Below are 15,860 nucleotides of genomic sequence, written 5' to 3' on the forward strand. Positions count from 1 at the left end.
GCGACTGGGGGGCGACCATGCTGGCGCTCGACCTGATGCGGCAGATGCTCGCCGACGATGCCGGTCGTGACGCCGTGGATGACGACACTTCCCCTCTCGCCCCCCTCGGGACTGACGATGCGGTGGCGCGGATGGAGGAGGCGCTGGGACCGGCGAAAGGGACGGTGCTTGTCGCTTTCTTTTGAAAATTTTCTTTGCAAGATTTGGGCGTCAAAATAAGTGCCCCGGTCAGGCTGAGTCGATCGGGTTGCAGTCGTAGGCCACTGTAATGAAAAGGATTTTTCTTGGGGAAACCTTTCAATTGCAGACCGACGATCCACGAGTTTATGAGCCTGATGCTCGGGGTGCGCAGTCCTGGCATCGCCACCGGCGCCCGTCAGCGGTAATGAACCACAGCCGACTGGGTGAGGTTGATCAGGAGATCCCGAACAAGCAGCCAATCACCGCCAGGAGGACCAAAGGTCATTGTGCCGAAGGCCAGGGTGATGGCCAGCAGGTGCCGTGGGTCGGCACTTCGATCACCTTCGAAGACATTCCATTGCCCGTCACTCCACATGGCCACAACCATGGATGGGGAATTGCCTGATGGAGCATTCATCTCAAATCTCACGAATGTAGGGACGTCGAGATGAATAGAGGCCGTGACCGTATGGAACTCTCCGTCGAGTTTCACCGAAAATCGGCAGATGAGTGGCTTCTCCGGCATTGTGTTCACGCCGATCTGGAGCGGTCAATATTTTAGACATTCCGAAGTGATGATGGAGTGATTTCCGTCCGGGTGATGGAAATCATGTGCGATACGTCTTTCGAAGCGTATGGAAGTGCCGCTGCATGGAGGGAACCTGCCCTGCGGTGCATCGCCATTTCCTGGATCGGGAACGGGAACGGCGCACTCCTCGGTCTTCGTGGCGGTGGTCAGCCCAGCGGCCAGAGAGTGTCTTGCGACGCGGTGACGGCCTGCCGTCGGATGATATTACAGCAGATCGTTTGAAACAAACGCTTCACGCCGGTCGAGCTAAGGCAACGCTGTCGCCATTGCCGCTGCAATAAAGCGCTCCTGGAGCAAAAGAGCCATGCAGGTTTCCGCTCTGAGAGCGGCACATGAGCATTAATGGCTGTCCAAATCATTCCGGGTGTGTTGGTATCGAAGCATGCTCAATCATCCTCACCTTCTCATCGCCGAGGATGAAAATCTTACGGCGACAGCGTTGGCAGAGTTCCTCGAGGCTGAAGGCTACCGGGTCACCCTCACTCAAAATGGGGTGCAGGCGCTGGAGGTTGATGAAAAGGATCCTGCTGCCATTTTGTTGACCGACATGCGGATGCCTGTCATGGGCGGCGAGGCTCTGATCCGAATGATCCGGCGTCGGAACGCCGAGTTGCCGGTCATCATCATGACCGGCTACAGCGAATACATTCCGCAGGAGGTGCCGGGACGGCTGATCGTCCTGCGCAAGCCCTACAGTCTTTCCACATTGATTCATCACGTCAGATCTCTCCTGCCCCGCCAGGAGACGACAACTGATCGATGAAAAAACCAGGAACCGCGCGATGACCCAGGCGTACCTTTCGGAAGCTATCACCAAGCGCGGTCAAAGGACCTTGAGTGTACCGGGCGCGACGATGCAGACAGTTCTGTCTTGACAGCTAGAAGGCACAACAGCGCTTCAACGCGCTCTTGTACTCGATACCATAACTGCCGGTTGCTCCGGTTGCGAGACCGTTACCACCCAGCGTCAGCCTTCGATCCCGGAACCGGGGCCGGACGTCCGCACTCATAGAGCCGGATTCCTGCCCCTTTCCCTCCAGCTACTGATCGGCGCCGACACGCACCGGTATGTCACCGGCACGTCTTTTCATCGGAAGGCCATCATGCGCATACGCTTGGGTTATCAGTTGAATTTCAGCTTTCCCGCCCCCACGCCGATGATCGTGATGCTGAACGTGCATTACATGCGCGTCGGCGACCTGGAGCGTCCCGACCATATGGTCACCAGCGTTCCGGTGCCGATCCAGGGCTACCGCGACAGTTTCGGCAACTGGTGCAGCCGGCTGGTGGCGCCCGCCGGCCTGGTCACCATCGGGGCCGACAGCATCATCCGCGACAGTGGAGTGCCGGATCCGGCCGAGCCCGGCGCCGTCCAGCACCGTGTCGATGAATTGCCGGCCGACACCCTGCTGTTCCTGCTGGGCAGCCGCTATTGCGAGACCGATGTCCTGTCGGATGAGGCTTGGCGGCTGTTCTCGGGCACCGCGCCGGGCTGGGCACGGGTTCAGGCGATCTGCGACTTCGTCCACAGCCATGTGACCTTCGGCTACGAGCATTCGCGTCCGACGCGGACTGCCGCCCAGACCTATGCCGAAAAGCGCGGGGTCTGCCGCGACTACGCCCGTCTCGCCATCGCCTTCTGCCGCGCGATGAACATTCCCGCACGCTACTGCACCGGCTACATCAGCGACATCGGCCTGCCGCCGCCTTATGCGCCGATGGATTTCGCGGCCTGGATGGAGGTGTATCTGGGCGGCCGCTGGCATGTCTTCGACCCGCGGAACAATGCCCCCCGGATCGGGCGCACCCTGATCGCGCAGGGGCGCGACGCGGCCGACGTGCCGCTCACCCACACCTTCGGCCCCAACACGCTGACGGAGTTCCAGGTCTGGACGGATGAGGTGGCCACCTGATTCCCCACCCCCTCTGCCCGTGGGCATCGCCGTCCGGTCACGCCTGACCGGCGACCGCAACATCCAGCGTCATCGAGGGACCCGGAGGGACAGACGCGCGGGCACGCTCCCGGCGCGGCAGCAAGGCGATCCGATGCAGTTCCTCCACCCAGGGTGACGGGTAGCTGTCGGTGCCGAAGATCCAGGCGGTGGAGACGCCTCCGTCCTTCGTGTGCAGCAGAACACGGGCATCGTGCCCATCCTTTCCGGCATGGTTGGCGGCCTGTACCGCGACGATGAGGGCGCTGACCTGACCGTCGAGAAAGGGGCCGTAGCGCTCCCCTTCAAGCATGATGAACCAGCCATCCGCTTGGAATGACACGATGTAATGGGCCACAAGGCTCATGGGGTCACCCTTTCGTGGCGGTCGTGCCGACCGCGGCACAAGCCATGGTGAGACGGGTCAGCAGGGCGCCCTGCGGTAGGCAGGCGTGGCCCGGCGGTGGGTAGCCAGGTGGCAGCCGGCCGGATGGATCGTTGTGGGGTGCCGGATGCCAACGGCGTTCGGCGTCCCCCCAGCGCAGCTGTTCACGCAGCACGTCGGCGCCTTGGGGGTATCGCCCGTCGATGGAGTGGAACAGGGTGGTCATCGGCGGTCCTCCGGTCGGTGTGCGAACAGCGGGATGCCCGCCATGGGCGGAATTGCCGATTGCAGAGTTTCGGTGTCTGCCCTTGGCACTCCGGCGGCGCCGGCACAGGACCAGCGGACAGAACAGGGTTCCCCCGCCGCCGATTGTGCCAGCACGACGCTGGCGAAGCCGAGGCGTTCCGCTGCTCTGGCTTCGCGAATGGCTTTGGCGAACGCATCGGCTTGGGTTGTGCAGGGCGGATAGACGAAGCCGTCCGCCCGGACAATCCAGCCGGAATGCGTTTTCAAGATGAAGAAGGCGAGCCTTGTCCTGGCATCCATGGGTGCTCTCCGATCTGGGCCGGTCTGTCGGCAAAGACGACGGCGATCATGCCGTCTGGATCGAGTCACGCCAGGAAGAGCTTCAGACCTGGAAACATCAGCATGAAGAAGAGAGCCTGGAGTGGCCCCAGAAGAATTTATCTGGTGATTGAACAAGGACTTTTCAATTAATATTAAGGATGGTTTTTTGGAGGACTGACAACCTGCAAGAGCGGATCGCACTGTCCCCGTCGTCCAGCATCTTTCCAGAACTTGCAAGAGCCGGCGTTCTTCTGGAGGCATTCGGCAGATCAGCCTTCGCCTCGACCACAACCGAGATGGTTGTGACCAAGGCGAAGGCTGTCTTGTCGTCCTCATGTGCGGTTCAGGTCCGCAGTTTTCATGCGCTTTTCAAATCAGCGCTTGTTGCCCGCCTTGCCGCCGACCGGCTCCACCTTGACGTCGGTGCGGCGGGCGACGGCCTCCACGGTCTTTTCCTGTTCGGACGCCGTCTTGGACAGAACGACCTCTTCGACGACGCGGGCCTCCTTGGTGATCTCCGGCTTTTCGGAGGTCGCCGTCAGCTCGATGGTCTTCTCGCCGAAGGCGGCCTTCTCCTCGTCGGCGCTCAGAGGCCGGTCGACCTTGCGGTGTTCCACATCCACCGTTTCGTCGCGCAGCGTCACGGTTTCCCGGACCGGCGTCTCGGTGACCTCCAACGTGGCCTTCACCCCGCCCTTGGCGACCCGGCGCTTGCCGATCTCGACCTCCTCCTTCACCGACTGGAGGGTCTCCTGCTCGACGCTGCCGCCGTTGGCCGCCTTCTGGGCCGGCTTACCCGCCGCCGAGGGGGTGGGCAGGTCGACGGATCCATTCTCGTCGAGGATGGCTTCCGCCGCGTCGGCATCCTGGTCGGCGATGTCGGCCGCCACCAGGGTGTGGCCCTGCCGGATGGCCGCGCCATACTGCTCGGCCAGTTCCTTGTCGAAGCCGTGCTCCAGCAGACCCTGGGCCGCTTTGTCGGCGCTGTCGGCGCCGCCGAAGGTCTCGATGTCCGCTTTCTGGCAGCCCGCCGCGACCAATGCCTGGAAGGCCTTCTTGGCGGAACCGCTTTCCTTGTAAAGTCCGACGACGATCGTGCTCATGATATTCTCCAGTAGGATTTAAAGTATTTCAGGTTCTTGAGGTAAGTCATGCCGCTCAGGCCGCGGGAGCGTGCGGTGGCGGGTCCTGGTCGACGACCACCTCCTGACGGCGCACCGTGACGTGGTCGATCATCTTGCGGCTCGTGGTGCGGCGGGTGATGCGAACCTCTTCCACCAGCTTCAGGCGGACCTCCACGACCGCCACCTCCTCGATCACCGAGATGACGGTCGTGTCGCCGTCCTGGCGGTCGGGGATCGGGCCATCGACGAAGCGACCGACAGCGACCCGCTCGACCTCAAGCGTCTCCACCGACAGGTCGGTTTCGACAGGCAGCTCGTGTTCGTGGCTGAGGGTGTGGGCGCGGACGGTCCCGGTCACCTCGGTATGTTTGCGCACGCTCACCCGCTCTTCGACGGCGATAAGCGTCTGCGGCCCGCTTTCCGAACTGGTCAACGGAGGTCCTCCTGCGGTTCTGGTGCCGCGGTTCCGCGGGACCAGGAAGCTGGAAAGAGGCGGTTGGATTCCAGCGGTGTCAGAGGCCGGGCCGTGTCGGGTTGTACTTGGCGTCTTCCGCAAAGCGGGATGCAGCCTGGGAAATGCGGACATTGACCTCGAAGAAGGCCAGCCAGCCGCCGAGCAGGTAGCGGCTGCCCGCCATCATGACGTCCTGCGGGCCACGGGCCCGGAGCATGCTGCTCATCATCTCGTTCTGGCGGTCGACCGCCTGGTTCATGAAGGTGACGGCCTCCGAGAAGACCCCTCCATAACCCGCTGCCAGAGCATTGCCGGATTCCATCGCCCGTCCGGCATCCGGAAGACTACCCATGCTGCCGGCGCCGGGCAGCTTCGGCGGCCAGGGCCTCGACTGCTGGCCGACGCTGCGGGAGGCCTGCGCTGCCGCTGCGCCGACTTTCGGCGCCTGCTCTTCACTGGCGCTGCGGATGCTGGGGCGGATGTTGGGCCTCTTGGATGCCTCGGCACTTGCCGCGGCCTCGTCGCTGGCGCTGTGAATGGTGGGGCGGGTGGTGGGAGTCGGGTGCGTGCCGTCGTCCATATCGTCTCCATGACTGTTCGGGATGGTGGTCGGGTGCTGGCAGGGAGCGCCGGGCTCGACCTGAATGACTTAGGCAAATATTATGCTGCGCTGCAAAAATTCAATCGCCGCAGAAATATAATTGTGAGGAATCCACTATAAATCGTAAGATAAAAGGAGAAGGTATTTGAATGCATGTGATCGGTATTTTCAAATTCGTGATTTCGAGGAAGTTATTTTTGCTGGACAATTAATATGTTTGTCCTGTCCGATCGGGCGTCGGGCGATGTGACGGCGCCACTTTTGCGCATAATGAGCCTGTGATCCGCACCTGTATCTTTTTAAAAGAAATGACCAAACGCAGGGAGCGTTGCATGCCCGGTAATCCCCGCGACCAGAAGGACGCAGAGAAGATGGTCAATGCGGAGGAGGCGCGTGGCGGTCCCTTCGTGGTGGCCGCGGAATCGACTTTGATGCCGATGCTGATCGCCGATCCGACCCTGCCGGATGTGCCGGTCGTCTTCGTCAACGCCGCGTTCATCAAGCTGAGCGGCTATGCGCGGGAGGAGGTGCTGGGCAGGAGCTATCACCTCCTGTCCGGTGCCGACACAGACCCGGAGGTGGCGCGCGCCATCGATCTGACCGTGCGCGCCGGGGAGGCCATCGTGCGCGGGGTGCAGCTTTACCGGAAGGACGGAAAGCTGCTGTGGGTGCTCCAGCATGTCGCCCCCGTCTTCGAGGAGGGGCGCATCCGCTACCACTTCGCCTCCTTTGTCGACATCACCGAGCGCAAGGCGGCCGAAGACCAATTGCGGCAGCTCAACGAGGAACTCGACCGCCGTGTCTCGTCGCGGACCGAGCGGCTGGACCAACTCAACCGCCAGCTCGCCAGTGAAGTCGAGCGCCGCATCGAAGTGGAACGGGTGCTGCGCAACACGCTGCACGACAAGGATTTGCTTCTGCGCGACAAGGACGACCTGATGCGGGAGGTGAACCACCGCGTCAAGAACACCTTGCAGATGGCCTCGTCCTTTCTGCGCATCCAGCTGAGCATCGCTCAGAGCCAGGAAGCGGCCGTGCAGGAGGCGCTGCGCAGTGCGGTAGAGCGGCTGGACCGCATGGCCGAGATCCACGAGAAGCTCTACCGGGCGCAGGGGCTGCAGGAGATCGAGTTCGGCGGGTATCTGGGGATGCTGTGCCGTGACCTGCTGGCGTCCTTCGGGGCCGCACCCAGCCCGAACATCGTGCTGGACGTCGACGCCGACGAGGCCTTTCTGAAGCCGGACCAGGCCATCCCGCTGGCCCTCATCGCCAACGAAGCGATGATCAATGCGCTGAAATACGCCTTCCCCGATGGACGCCCCGGCCGCATCGCCGTCTCGTTCCGCCACAGCTCGCGCAGCCTTCTGTGCATGAGCATCGGTGACGACGGCGTCGGCATGCCCGACGAACGCCGGACCGGCTCGCTCGGCCTCACCCTGATGGAGTTGCTGGCCAAGCAGATCGAGGGCGGCGTGACCGTCAGCTCCGGCCCCGGCACGACCGTCACGGTGTCGATCCCGGCGTGACCGCCCGATGGCGACGGGTCCAAACGGCCGGAGCGAGGCGGCCATGACGCTGCATATCCCGACATCCGAGGTTCTGCGTGGCTTGCTGGACGAGGCTCCGGCCGACTGCGTCACGCTCGGCTGGCTGCTGGAAAAACTCCACAAGCGCTCCTTCGGCATCGTTCTGCTGCTGCTGGCGCTGATCGGGCTGGCGCCGGGAACGTCGCCGGTCGTCGGGCTGCTGCTGACCATTCCCGCGATCCAGATGATCCTGGCGCGCGAGAGTCCGGTGTTTCCCCGGATGATCACGTCCCGGCGCTTTTCGACACGGCGCCTGGTCCGGCTGGTCGATCGTGCCGTGCCGGTGTTGAGGCGCATGGAGACGGTCATACACCCGCGCTGGAAGACGCCGTTCGACGCGACGACGCGCGTTGTCGGGCTGGTCGTTCTCGCGCTGACAAGCGTCTTCTTCGTCCCGATCCCGCTGAGCAACATCGTGCCGGCCGTGACGATCATGCTGATCGCCCTGGCTTACCTCGAGGAGGACGGGGTGTTGCTGGCGCTGTCCCTGGCCGCCGCCGCCGCCGTTCTCTTCGTTGCGACTTTCACCATCTGGCAATCGGTCGAGGCGGTCCGGTTCATGGCGTCTTGAGCCGGGCATCGCAACGGCGTCGCCGCGACCTGCCCCGATGGAGCGGAGGAAAGGACCGCACTCCAGATTGAAGCAGAAAAATCGTATATTGATTAAGGCAATCAAAGTGTATGTGATTTCATATCAAATGAGCTTCGGTGTAAATATTTTGAGCCGATTATTGTTGTGTAAATTATTGCCACCATATTGATTATGAAACCCGTAGCGGGAGGTTGCGATGACGCTCAGGAATACGACGCTATCAGAGTGGACCGCTTCAGAGCGTGCAGCCTGGGCTTTGTCCGCGCCGAAATGGAAAAGCATGGCCTATCTGACACTTGGCATGTCAGTCGGCTTTCTCGCAGGGTTGGCGTTCTCGGGCTTCAGCGGATAGCAGTGTCTGCTGCAAGATGAACGTCCTGCAAAGACGACGGCTGCGACGGCGGCTGCGCCCAACCACCCGGTGCGCATCTGCAGGATGCCATCCGCCGCAAGCCCGTCACGTCGAACGGGCACCTCCCTCGCCATCAAAATGCGATGACCAGGTCATTCGTCCAACCGGCGACCTGACCCGGAGAGCACCTTCAGAAACCGCCGGACACGCACGGGAGCACCGTTCGATGAGCACCGCATTCACCCGCACAACCACCAGGACCGTGACGGTCACCCGACCCTTTGAATTGAACGGCATGGACGGAGTGCAACCGGCGGGGAGCTACGTCGTGGAAACCGACGAGGAGCTGATCGACTCGCTCTCTTTCCCTGTGTATCGCCGTACTGCGACCTGGATCCATCTGCCGCATGCCGATGGGCGCTCCAATGGAGGGTCGGGCATGGCGCAGACAGCGCTCATAGACCCGGATGAACTGGACAGGATCCTGGCATCGGCGGAAACGGAACCCCAGTACGGTTCGTAGGGGGATGGTTCGCAGGGCACGTAAAACCGGGTCAGGACCGGTCGGGTGCCTTCACCCTCATGCCGGGATGACTGTTATGGCGAGGAACACACGAGAGCGGTGCAGTCAGTCCAGGTCTTATTGGACCGCACCGGAGAGGAGAAGCTGTCATGCACGCCACCCAGCCAAGCAAGCGCCCGTCGTCGGTCCATTTTCTGCGCGGGAAAATGTTCATTCAGACCGCTTCGGCGTTCCCGGTTGCCGTGAGCATTGCCGATGAGCGGCAACGCCAGCTGGAGCGTGGTGCCCGGCTTCGTGGCTGGGACGACGACGGTGGTGCGCAGCCGCAGGAGCACGCCAAGGAGTGAAGTGCTGTTCAATCGAATTTCAAGTCCGATCGTCCAAATGTAATTGCCAATGATCCCGGTCCGTTACAGCGGCTTCCTCCCGTCCTTTCCCTTTTCCCGCCGGACCCGCGCCACCGCGCCGCGCGTCGCCCGCAGGCGCTCGGTGTAGCGGGCCGGCATCACCGGCGAGGACCAGCGTCCCGCCTGCATCAGCCCGGGCAGGTCGACGCCGGCGGCCAGCAGATCCTGGGCGGCGCCGACGCGCAAGCTGTGGCCGCTGAAGCCGACGGCGAGCGGGTCCGCTTCGCCGGTGCGCCGCTCCACCACGCGGCGCACCGCCGCCGGGCTCATCCGCTCGCCGGCGCCGCTGCGCGACAGGTGGCAGAACAGGAAAGCCCCGTCCCGGGTGTGCGGCCCCTCATCCCCCGGTTCGGCCGGCCACCGCGGCGCCACTGCCCGCCAAACCGTGAGCGCCGCAACGGTTTCGGCCGAGAGCCAAGCCTCGGCCCCGTGCCCCTCCTGATCGGTCTTGGAGCGACGGATGCGGATGGTCGCCTCGCCCAGCTGCGCGTCCGGGTTCAAGGCCAAGTCGACCGGATGGAGGTCGTCCCAACGCAAGGCCACCAACTCATCGGCGCGGGCCAGGGTGTCGCGACCGACCAGCAGCAGCGCCCGGTCGCGGAGATCGATCGGCTTCAGCGGTTTCGACCGATCCGGCTGCTCCGGATCGAGACGGTCGAGGATCGGCGCCAGCACGGCGTCGGTCAGGGCGGCCGCCTGCCGCCGCTGGCCATGCGGCAAGCGGGCATGGCCACGGCGTTCCAAGTCGACACGCCAGTGCCGGCACGGATTCTCGTGGCCAGCGGCCCGGTGCAGCAAGGCGATCGACGCGAGGTAGCGTGCCACGGTCGTCGGCTTGCGGGCCGTGCCGATCTCCTGGATGTAGCGCCGCACCGTTTCCGGATCGGCCGGCAGCCAGGACAGCCCCTGCGGTCCGCACCAGGCTGCGAACCGGCGGGCGTCGGCTTCGGTGGCGCGCAGCGTCGCGGGGGCGTAACCGCGCTGGGCGAGGTCCATGAAGGCACGCAGCGCGGCCATGGCGGCATCGGTGAGGGTGGTCGCGGGCACCGGCACCGCCACGGCCGACCCGGCGCACGGATTGGCGAAGCCGCCGGCGGCGTGCCACCAGGCGAGCGAACTGCGGTAGCGCCGCAGGGTGGCGGTCGACCGGCCGTCGGCCGCCGCCGCGGCAAGGAAAGCGTCCACCGTCTCCCGGCTGGCCGGCATCGCTTGGCGCTTGGTCTGTCCGCACCAACTCACGAACAGACGCCCGTCGCCGAGCAGGGCGCGTCGGGTGGACGCCGCGATCGTCCGGGTGGCGAAGGCGGCGCGGAGGCGATCAACGTCATCGGCTGACAGGATCGGCTCAAACGCGAAGGGAACGGCGGCGTCCGGGGCCGTCAGCGTGCGGTCTGTGGGCATGGCGCCATCCTAGCGGCGCCGAGCGCCGGGGTCTATCGGATATTGATAACGCATTGATAACTGTCATTATCGAAGTGTTATCAAAAGCCGGTTTTTCCTACCCTTCGATGTCGGTGCAGTTAGTAAAAATCACTGCAATCGGCTAACCTGACGCGGCTTTCCTGGAGCCGCGATGATCCTCCTCTCCCTTCTCCCCGCTCTGCTCGCCGCCGAACGCGCGCTCGGCCGCCTCGACCAGGCCCTCGCCGACCCGGCGCGGCGCCGACGCCTCGCCGCCGATGCCGCCCGCCGCTCGGCCGCCGCGGTGATCCGCCTCGACGGCCACCGCCTCGACGCCCACGACTTCCAGCGCGCCCTCGCCGCGCCGGAGCACGCCCAGGGCGAGGCTGCCCGCGCCGCCCTGCTGGTGCCGCTGTTCGCCCAGCTGCCGGCTGGCCTGACCGCCGCCCTGCCGCCGGAGCGCACCTCCGTCCGGCCCGCAGCGGTCCCGGCCAGGGAGGTAGACCCAGGGGACGTCGTGGCCGCGGTGCGCGCCTCGATCGCCGCCCTGGAGGCGGTCGAACTCGGGGACGGTGAAGACTTGGAGGACGAAGGCGACGAGGCCGCTGCCCTCCCGCCGCCGCTGACGCCTTGGACCCGACCCTGGCTGGACGAACTGCACCGGCGCTGGAGTGTTGCCCAGGGCGGGCGAGCGGCCGGCCTGGGTGAAGCCCGTGCCGCCGATGCCGGTCCGGCGCTGGAGGCGGTGGCCGAGGCCCTGGCGGCCGCCCCCGGCCTGCTCGGGGCGGCGGCGGCGACCCGCGCCCTGGCGCTGCGCCCCGATCCGGGAGCGCCGCTCCGCCCCGGTCCGGATGACGATGCCGAGAGCGCCGCCTTGCGGGCTGCGGTGGCGTCGGAGCGGCCGCCGACCTCCTGGTGGAGTGTGGTGGTGTGGCTTGCCGCCCCCGCCCTGGTCCGCGAGGCCTGCCGGCTGCATCACGCTTGGCCGCCGCTGACGGCGGCCCTCGCCCGCGACGTCACCGGCTACCGGCTTGCCCTGGCCGGGACGGAGAGCGCCTGGACGCGCTGGGTCCTCGACAGCATGCCCGAGCTGGTGGCGCATGAGCTGGAGCGGCTGCGTCAGCTCGATCTGCTGCAGGAACACTGGGAGACGCGGCTGGCTGCTGCGCCGCGGCGCAGCAGCTCGCGCCTGCCCGACGTGCTGGACTGGCTGCACGACCGTCCGGCCTTCACTATCAGCCGGGTGGCGGGCGAGCTGAAGGGGCGCTGCGGCCTGTCGCTGCGCGGGGTGCATCTGCTGGTGGAGCAGCTCGCCAAGGCCGGCGTGGTGCGCGACATCGCCGACCGCGGCGGTGAGCGGGTCTGGGCTTGCGATCTCAGCTTCCTGCCGCCCGGCCGCTGAACGATTGGGCTTCATCCAACAGGCCATAGCGCATGTGGACCGGCGGACCGTGGCGCGGCGCCATGAGGAAATCGCAGGCAAACCGGTAAGGCGCCTGTCCATGACGCCGCCAGCCGGCGGCTTCGAACAGGACCACCCGGTTCGGCGAGACCCCGGTATCCATGGCTTGGGCGCCCGCCAGAAGGCACCGTCGATGGACCGCCTGTCGGAGCACCCGCAGAAAGGTGGGGAGCTGATCCTCCAACGCGGCCTCCACCACCAGAACGGTGAGGATGGCGTCGACGAACAGGGCCAGTTGCACGACCCGGGTGTCGATGGTGCCGATGGTGAGGTGAACGCGGGGGGAATTCAGCCACCCGTTTATGACCCCCATCCAGCTTTTGATTTCGGAGCCAGCTGCGGACCGTCGGTCGAGCAACTGGGCCGCGGCTTTCACGTCCGCAACAGTCGCGCTCCGTACCTCGGTCACGGGTGCAGAGCGGACGTCGCTGGTCAGGCCGATGGCCAAGGCCCGGGCCGGGGTTATCCGGCTCCAGATCTGGGCATAGGCGCCCACCAGGGCGGAACGGTCGGCTCCGACCGGCCGCCGACGCTGTCGTGGTGGCCGCATGGCCTCCTCAATGGACGGCCAGCAGCGGGCCGGCAGCAGAACCGTCGTGTCGAGAGCATCCAGCGATCCCCCCGCCAGGAGCCGTACAAGGAGGGTGCGGGTGAACCCTGTCGCCGGCGCCACCAACACCTCATGGGCGGCGGCCAAGGAGGCGCCCACCGCGTGCAATCGCTGACGAAGGGTCCAGGCTGCGCCGTTCGGTTTGCCGCCCAATGCCCGGAACGCGGTCAGTGCATGCTCGATCAGTTCCGGCCGGTCGATGTCTTCGGCCAGAGCTGCCAGCTCCAGGAGCAGTTGCTGTCCCCGGACCACGGTGCGCGGAGCCTTCGCGGCCGGGACGGTGCGAAGATCGGTGCCACAGGCATGGCAGCGCCACAATGGACGACGCGCCGAACCGTGGAGCGGCACCAGTTCAGCAAGGCACCGCGGGCAACGGTCGTGGAGGAACCGGTTGTGCCGGACGCACACCGCTGCCACGTCAACCCGCCAGAACCAGGGCAGGTAGGGGCTGGCATCCTCGCGCCAGCACAGCGGACAGAAGCGGGGGGCGACAACCGTGCCGGCCCAAGGCCGGCCAATCGGATGGGCAAACCGTTGCAGCGGGCCAATCCGGCCGCGATGGCCGGTCTGGCGTTCCAGGTAGGCGATCAGGCGCGGCGCCTGTTCACGATCCGGATCGGCGACCGCTATCCGGCTTTTCAGTCGCAGATGAGTCAGGAAGCTGTCCGGCCCCATCGCGTTGGCGTGGGCCATCCGGGCCAGCCAACTGCTGAACAGCTCGTCTGGAAACGGGACGGGATCGGTGGCCCAGCGCTCCCCCGTCGGACGGCCCCGTTCCAACAGCTCAACCGGGAAAGGTCCGGTGTCCGGGAGGGAGGGCGACGGTGCCATCACCCCAGCCCCAGCAAATCCTGTGCGGAAAACCGTTTGGAGGGTGGACGAAACTTCATGTCGTCGAACAGCGCCACGGTGATCCGTTCCTCGCCGCGGCGCACAGCTTCGACGGCGGTCGCCGTGACGGTCTGCACGATGTCGCCGATCAACCCTTCTGATGTCAGAAAGATGCGCTTGGCCAGCGTGTCCTCCGTCAAGTCCGATTTCCGGCGCAGTGGCAGGCTGAGGATCAGGCTGTTCAGGAGGCGGGCATAATCGGCATCGTATTGCCAACGGGGCAGTGGGGCGCTTGTCAGGCGGGTGCGCAGTTCTCCGTCGTTGTGGATCACCTCCGCCAGCGACCGGTCACCGATCAGCACGGGTGAAATATCCCACTCATGCCCCATCACGCGCAGCAGGGTGTGAAATTCCTTGGCACCGCTGCCGCGGAAGCCGTGGTGCGCGTCATCGAAGATGATGACGCGGGGTTCGTATTCTCCGAACAGATCCATCATCTGCTGGCGCCGGCCATCGATCGTGCGGTTGGTCGGGTCCGGCACGCGGCCCATCGCCCGGATGAGGCCGGACAGGAACTCCGCGCGGGAGGGTTCGCTGGGCATCTGATAGTAGTAGACGGGGCGCATTTGGACCGACGGCGTTTTCAGGAAGCGATCCGCAACCATGGTTTTGCCGTTGCGGAACGGGCCGCACACCGCGACCCCCGTGGTTCGGGTGGATTTCGGTCGCTCCCGGAGTCTCACGAGGTCGGTCAGGGCTCTCACGGCGGCCGGATAGCCAATCCACCGCGTTTCCCCCAGGTACAGGCAGCGCTCCTCATCGCTGAGGGTTTCAAGCCGCTGTCGTGCGTCCTCGTTCAGATGGTCGGTCATGACGCCCCCCAGTGCTCGACCTCGAAACTGTCATCCGTCGACGGCAAGACTCCCAGACCGTCTCCGGTGGTCTTGAGACGGTTGATCTCCATATCCGCCGCATAGGGTTTGGGGGCCTCACTGGCGACGCGCGCCGCCAAGGCGTCGCTGGCCGCCTTCCGGCTGACCCGCGCTTTGCGAGGCCGTGGGGGCGGAGTCAGCGCCTCGTCCACCATTTCGCGTGATTTCCCTCGCTCCGCCCAGGAGGTGCCCGCCTCCTGGCGCTCCCGGCCATTTTGGGCGTCCAGTTCCCAGGCCGTCATGGGGGTCAGCACGCCGTCGGCGCGGGGGACCGTGAGCCATTGCATCAGCGTCGGGTGCCACAGGTAGATGTGGCTGACGTCATTGCGGTTGACCTTGATCCGTAGCTTTTCGCGTCCGCGGTTGGCGTAAAGCTCGGCCAGCCGGACATCGTCCGGCTTCCAGTAAAAGAGGCCGAAGGCCGCAATGCCTTTGCTGGACAAGCTGCATGTGCTTTCCGGCAAAAAGGCGAGTTGCACCTCCTCCCAGTCGACGGTCAGGAGATGCTCGGGAATCCGGGAGGCGTGCTTGCTCCATTCAAGATCAGGGCGCTTACGGGTTTTCTCATCCATTTCCCCGTTGCAGATGCGGAACGCGGTGATGGCCGCCGCCTTCTCGATCTGCTCATAGGTGAGGCAGGCGCGGTCCTCGGCGGGATAGTCGCCTCTGTCGGCGACGGACCGGCCGGTCTGCCCGCGGGCCTTGCGGAGCTGCTGGTTGATCGATCCCTGCAGGCGTTCGACCACGTTGCGGATATGCGGCTCGCCATGCCGGGGATCCACCGTGATGCGGAGATCCTCCAGGCCACGGTGGCCTTTCAGAGCCTTGTACCAGGCCGCCCGATCCGAAATGATGCGCTCCGGTCGGCCGAAGACATCCGTGGCTTCGAGGCCGAACTTCTGAAAGTACGCTCCCTTCGGGCGGATGGCGTGCTGAAGGCACAGTCCGATCGCCTCCCGGTTGGCCGACCGCGGCCACAGCCAGAAGCCCAGGATCATGTGGGTCAGCACGTCGACCAGAACGATGAGCCAAAGCCGCTTCAGCAGGTGCCCCGCGTCGTCAACAGCGAGCACGTCGATTTCCGTCTCGTCGATCTGGCAGATTTGCAGAGGATAGTCCGGCACCAGCGAACCGCCCCGGTGCCGATGCTTGCGCACTCTGACGGTCTCGCCACGCCGACGTGCCACCTCTTCGGCCGTCCAATGCTTCCAGAGACGGCTCTTCACCGTGTTGAACGAGACCGACTGCAGATTCCGACTGAAAGCGGCCACGGTTTCCGACGCCAAAGCGGCCAGTGTTCCGATCGCAAGCCGGCCGGCATTCCGATTTGAAG

At 65.1% G+C, this 15,860-nt stretch carries 20 protein-coding genes; 9 read left to right on the forward strand and 11 right to left on the reverse strand.

Annotation, left to right across the window (positions count from 1 at the left end):
- The coding region (locus tag TSH20_RS35115) for a hypothetical protein (protein WP_211100364.1) at positions 1-185 on the forward strand (185 nt) is incomplete at its 5' end.
- A 191-nt stretch (positions 186-376) separates the two neighbouring features.
- On the opposite strand, the gene TSH20_RS34745 is transcribed toward TSH20_RS35115, so the two are convergent.
- Positions 377-706, reverse strand: a complete 330-nt coding sequence (locus TSH20_RS34745) for a hypothetical protein (RefSeq protein WP_146205395.1) — start codon at positions 704-706, stop codon at positions 377-379.
- 445 nt (positions 707-1,151) lie between these two features.
- Here TSH20_RS34745 and TSH20_RS29155 point away from each other — a divergent pair, with 445 nt between their 5' ends.
- Together TSH20_RS29155 and TSH20_RS29160 are read left to right on the forward strand one after the other, a co-directional pair.
- Positions 1,152-1,532 carry a response regulator gene (locus TSH20_RS29155; RefSeq protein ID WP_109156564.1) on the forward strand — a complete coding sequence of 127 codons (381 nt, stop codon included), beginning with the start codon at positions 1,152-1,154 and terminating at the stop codon, positions 1,530-1,532.
- Between the two features lie 340 nt (positions 1,533-1,872).
- Entirely contained in the window at positions 1,873-2,682 is an 810-nt protein-coding gene (locus tag TSH20_RS29160) for a transglutaminase family protein (protein WP_109156565.1), read from the forward strand.
- 37 nt (positions 2,683-2,719) lie between these two features.
- Here the strand turns inward: TSH20_RS29160 and TSH20_RS29165 are convergent, their stop codons facing one another.
- From TSH20_RS29165 to TSH20_RS29175, 3 genes are read right to left on the reverse strand one after another with little or no spacing between them, the layout of a single operon-like run.
- Positions 2,720-3,067, reverse strand: a complete 348-nt coding sequence (locus TSH20_RS29165) for a hypothetical protein (RefSeq protein ID WP_109156566.1) — start codon at positions 3,065-3,067, stop codon at positions 2,720-2,722.
- Positions 3,068-3,071: 4 nt separating this feature from the next.
- Complete coding sequence (locus TSH20_RS29170) at positions 3,072-3,311, reverse strand: hypothetical protein (protein ID WP_109156567.1); 240 nt, start codon at positions 3,309-3,311, stop codon at positions 3,072-3,074.
- Positions 3,308-3,631 (reverse strand): hypothetical protein, encoded by a 324-nt coding sequence (locus TSH20_RS29175; RefSeq protein ID WP_246024684.1) that lies wholly within the window; start codon positions 3,629-3,631, stop codon positions 3,308-3,310. The genes TSH20_RS29170 and TSH20_RS29175 overlap by 4 nt, the downstream gene beginning before the upstream one ends.
- Before the next feature lie 2 nt (positions 3,632-3,633).
- Here TSH20_RS29175 and TSH20_RS35120 point away from each other — a divergent pair, with 2 nt between their 5' ends.
- Positions 3,634-3,783 carry a hypothetical protein gene (locus TSH20_RS35120; protein ID WP_158282084.1) on the forward strand — a complete coding sequence of 50 codons (150 nt, stop codon included), beginning with the start codon at positions 3,634-3,636 and terminating at the stop codon, positions 3,781-3,783.
- Positions 3,784-4,026: 243 nt separating this feature from the next.
- Here TSH20_RS35120 and TSH20_RS29180 read toward each other — a convergent pair whose 3' ends face one another.
- The 3 genes from TSH20_RS29180 to TSH20_RS29190 form a co-directional block, all read right to left on the reverse strand.
- A complete protein-coding gene (locus TSH20_RS29180; protein WP_109156568.1) occupies positions 4,027-4,755 on the reverse strand; it encodes a YsnF/AvaK domain-containing protein in 729 nt (242 codons plus the stop codon).
- A 55-nt stretch (positions 4,756-4,810) separates the two neighbouring features.
- Positions 4,811-5,209: a DUF2382 domain-containing protein gene (locus tag TSH20_RS29185; protein WP_109156569.1), complete on the reverse strand. Its 399-nt coding sequence runs from the start codon at positions 5,207-5,209 to the stop codon at positions 4,811-4,813.
- A 79-nt stretch (positions 5,210-5,288) separates the two neighbouring features.
- Positions 5,289-5,810: a hypothetical protein gene (locus TSH20_RS29190; RefSeq protein WP_109156570.1), complete on the reverse strand. Its 522-nt coding sequence runs from the start codon at positions 5,808-5,810 to the stop codon at positions 5,289-5,291.
- Between the two features lie 353 nt (positions 5,811-6,163).
- Here TSH20_RS29190 and TSH20_RS29195 point away from each other — a divergent pair, with 353 nt between their 5' ends.
- The 4 genes from TSH20_RS29195 to TSH20_RS29210 all read left to right on the forward strand — a co-directional run bounded on the left by TSH20_RS29195 (position 6,164) and on the right by TSH20_RS29210 (position 9,231).
- The gene (locus tag TSH20_RS29195; RefSeq protein ID WP_247871404.1) at positions 6,164-7,357 is read left to right on the forward strand and encodes a histidine kinase dimerization/phosphoacceptor domain -containing protein; all 1,194 of its coding nucleotides are present in this window, start codon (positions 6,164-6,166) and stop codon (positions 7,355-7,357) included.
- 43 nt (positions 7,358-7,400) lie between these two features.
- The gene (locus TSH20_RS29200; protein ID WP_247871405.1) at positions 7,401-7,988 is read left to right on the forward strand and encodes an exopolysaccharide biosynthesis protein; all 588 of its coding nucleotides are present in this window, start codon (positions 7,401-7,403) and stop codon (positions 7,986-7,988) included.
- 599 nt (positions 7,989-8,587) lie between these two features.
- A complete protein-coding gene (locus TSH20_RS29205; protein WP_109156573.1) occupies positions 8,588-8,884 on the forward strand; it encodes a hypothetical protein in 297 nt (98 codons plus the stop codon).
- Between the two features lie 149 nt (positions 8,885-9,033).
- The gene (locus tag TSH20_RS29210; RefSeq protein WP_109156574.1) at positions 9,034-9,231 is read left to right on the forward strand and encodes a hypothetical protein; all 198 of its coding nucleotides are present in this window, start codon (positions 9,034-9,036) and stop codon (positions 9,229-9,231) included.
- A 63-nt stretch (positions 9,232-9,294) separates the two neighbouring features.
- Here the strand turns inward: TSH20_RS29210 and TSH20_RS34750 are convergent, their stop codons facing one another.
- Positions 9,295-10,692, reverse strand: coding sequence for a tyrosine-type recombinase/integrase (locus TSH20_RS34750; protein WP_146205396.1), 1,398 nt, complete (start codon positions 10,690-10,692; stop codon positions 9,295-9,297).
- Positions 10,693-10,864: 172 nt separating this feature from the next.
- Here TSH20_RS34750 and TSH20_RS29220 point away from each other — a divergent pair, with 172 nt between their 5' ends.
- Positions 10,865-12,094 carry a hypothetical protein gene (locus TSH20_RS29220; RefSeq protein ID WP_109156575.1) on the forward strand — a complete coding sequence of 410 codons (1,230 nt, stop codon included), beginning with the start codon at positions 10,865-10,867 and terminating at the stop codon, positions 12,092-12,094.
- Here TSH20_RS29220 and TSH20_RS29225 read toward each other — a convergent pair.
- The 3 genes from TSH20_RS29225 to TSH20_RS29235 all read right to left on the reverse strand — a co-directional run.
- Positions 12,069-13,595 carry a TniQ family protein gene (locus TSH20_RS29225; RefSeq protein ID WP_109156576.1) on the reverse strand — a complete coding sequence of 509 codons (1,527 nt, stop codon included), beginning with the start codon at positions 13,593-13,595 and terminating at the stop codon, positions 12,069-12,071. The two genes, TSH20_RS29220 and TSH20_RS29225, sit on opposite strands and share 26 nt — an antisense overlap.
- On the reverse strand, positions 13,595-14,467 hold the full coding sequence (locus TSH20_RS29230; RefSeq protein ID WP_109156577.1) for a TniB family NTP-binding protein: 873 nt from the start codon (positions 14,465-14,467) through the stop codon (positions 13,595-13,597). The genes TSH20_RS29225 and TSH20_RS29230 overlap by 1 nt, the downstream gene beginning before the upstream one ends.
- Positions 14,464-15,860, reverse strand: a 1,397-nt coding sequence (locus TSH20_RS29235; protein ID WP_146207497.1) for a DDE-type integrase/transposase/recombinase, incomplete at its 5' end; no start/stop codon positions are given. The genes TSH20_RS29235 and TSH20_RS29230, both read right to left, overlap by 4 nt.

Origin of the sequence: Azospirillum sp. TSH20, assembly GCF_003115935.1 — a bacterium.
Lineage (GTDB): Bacteria > Pseudomonadota > Alphaproteobacteria > Azospirillales > Azospirillaceae > Azospirillum.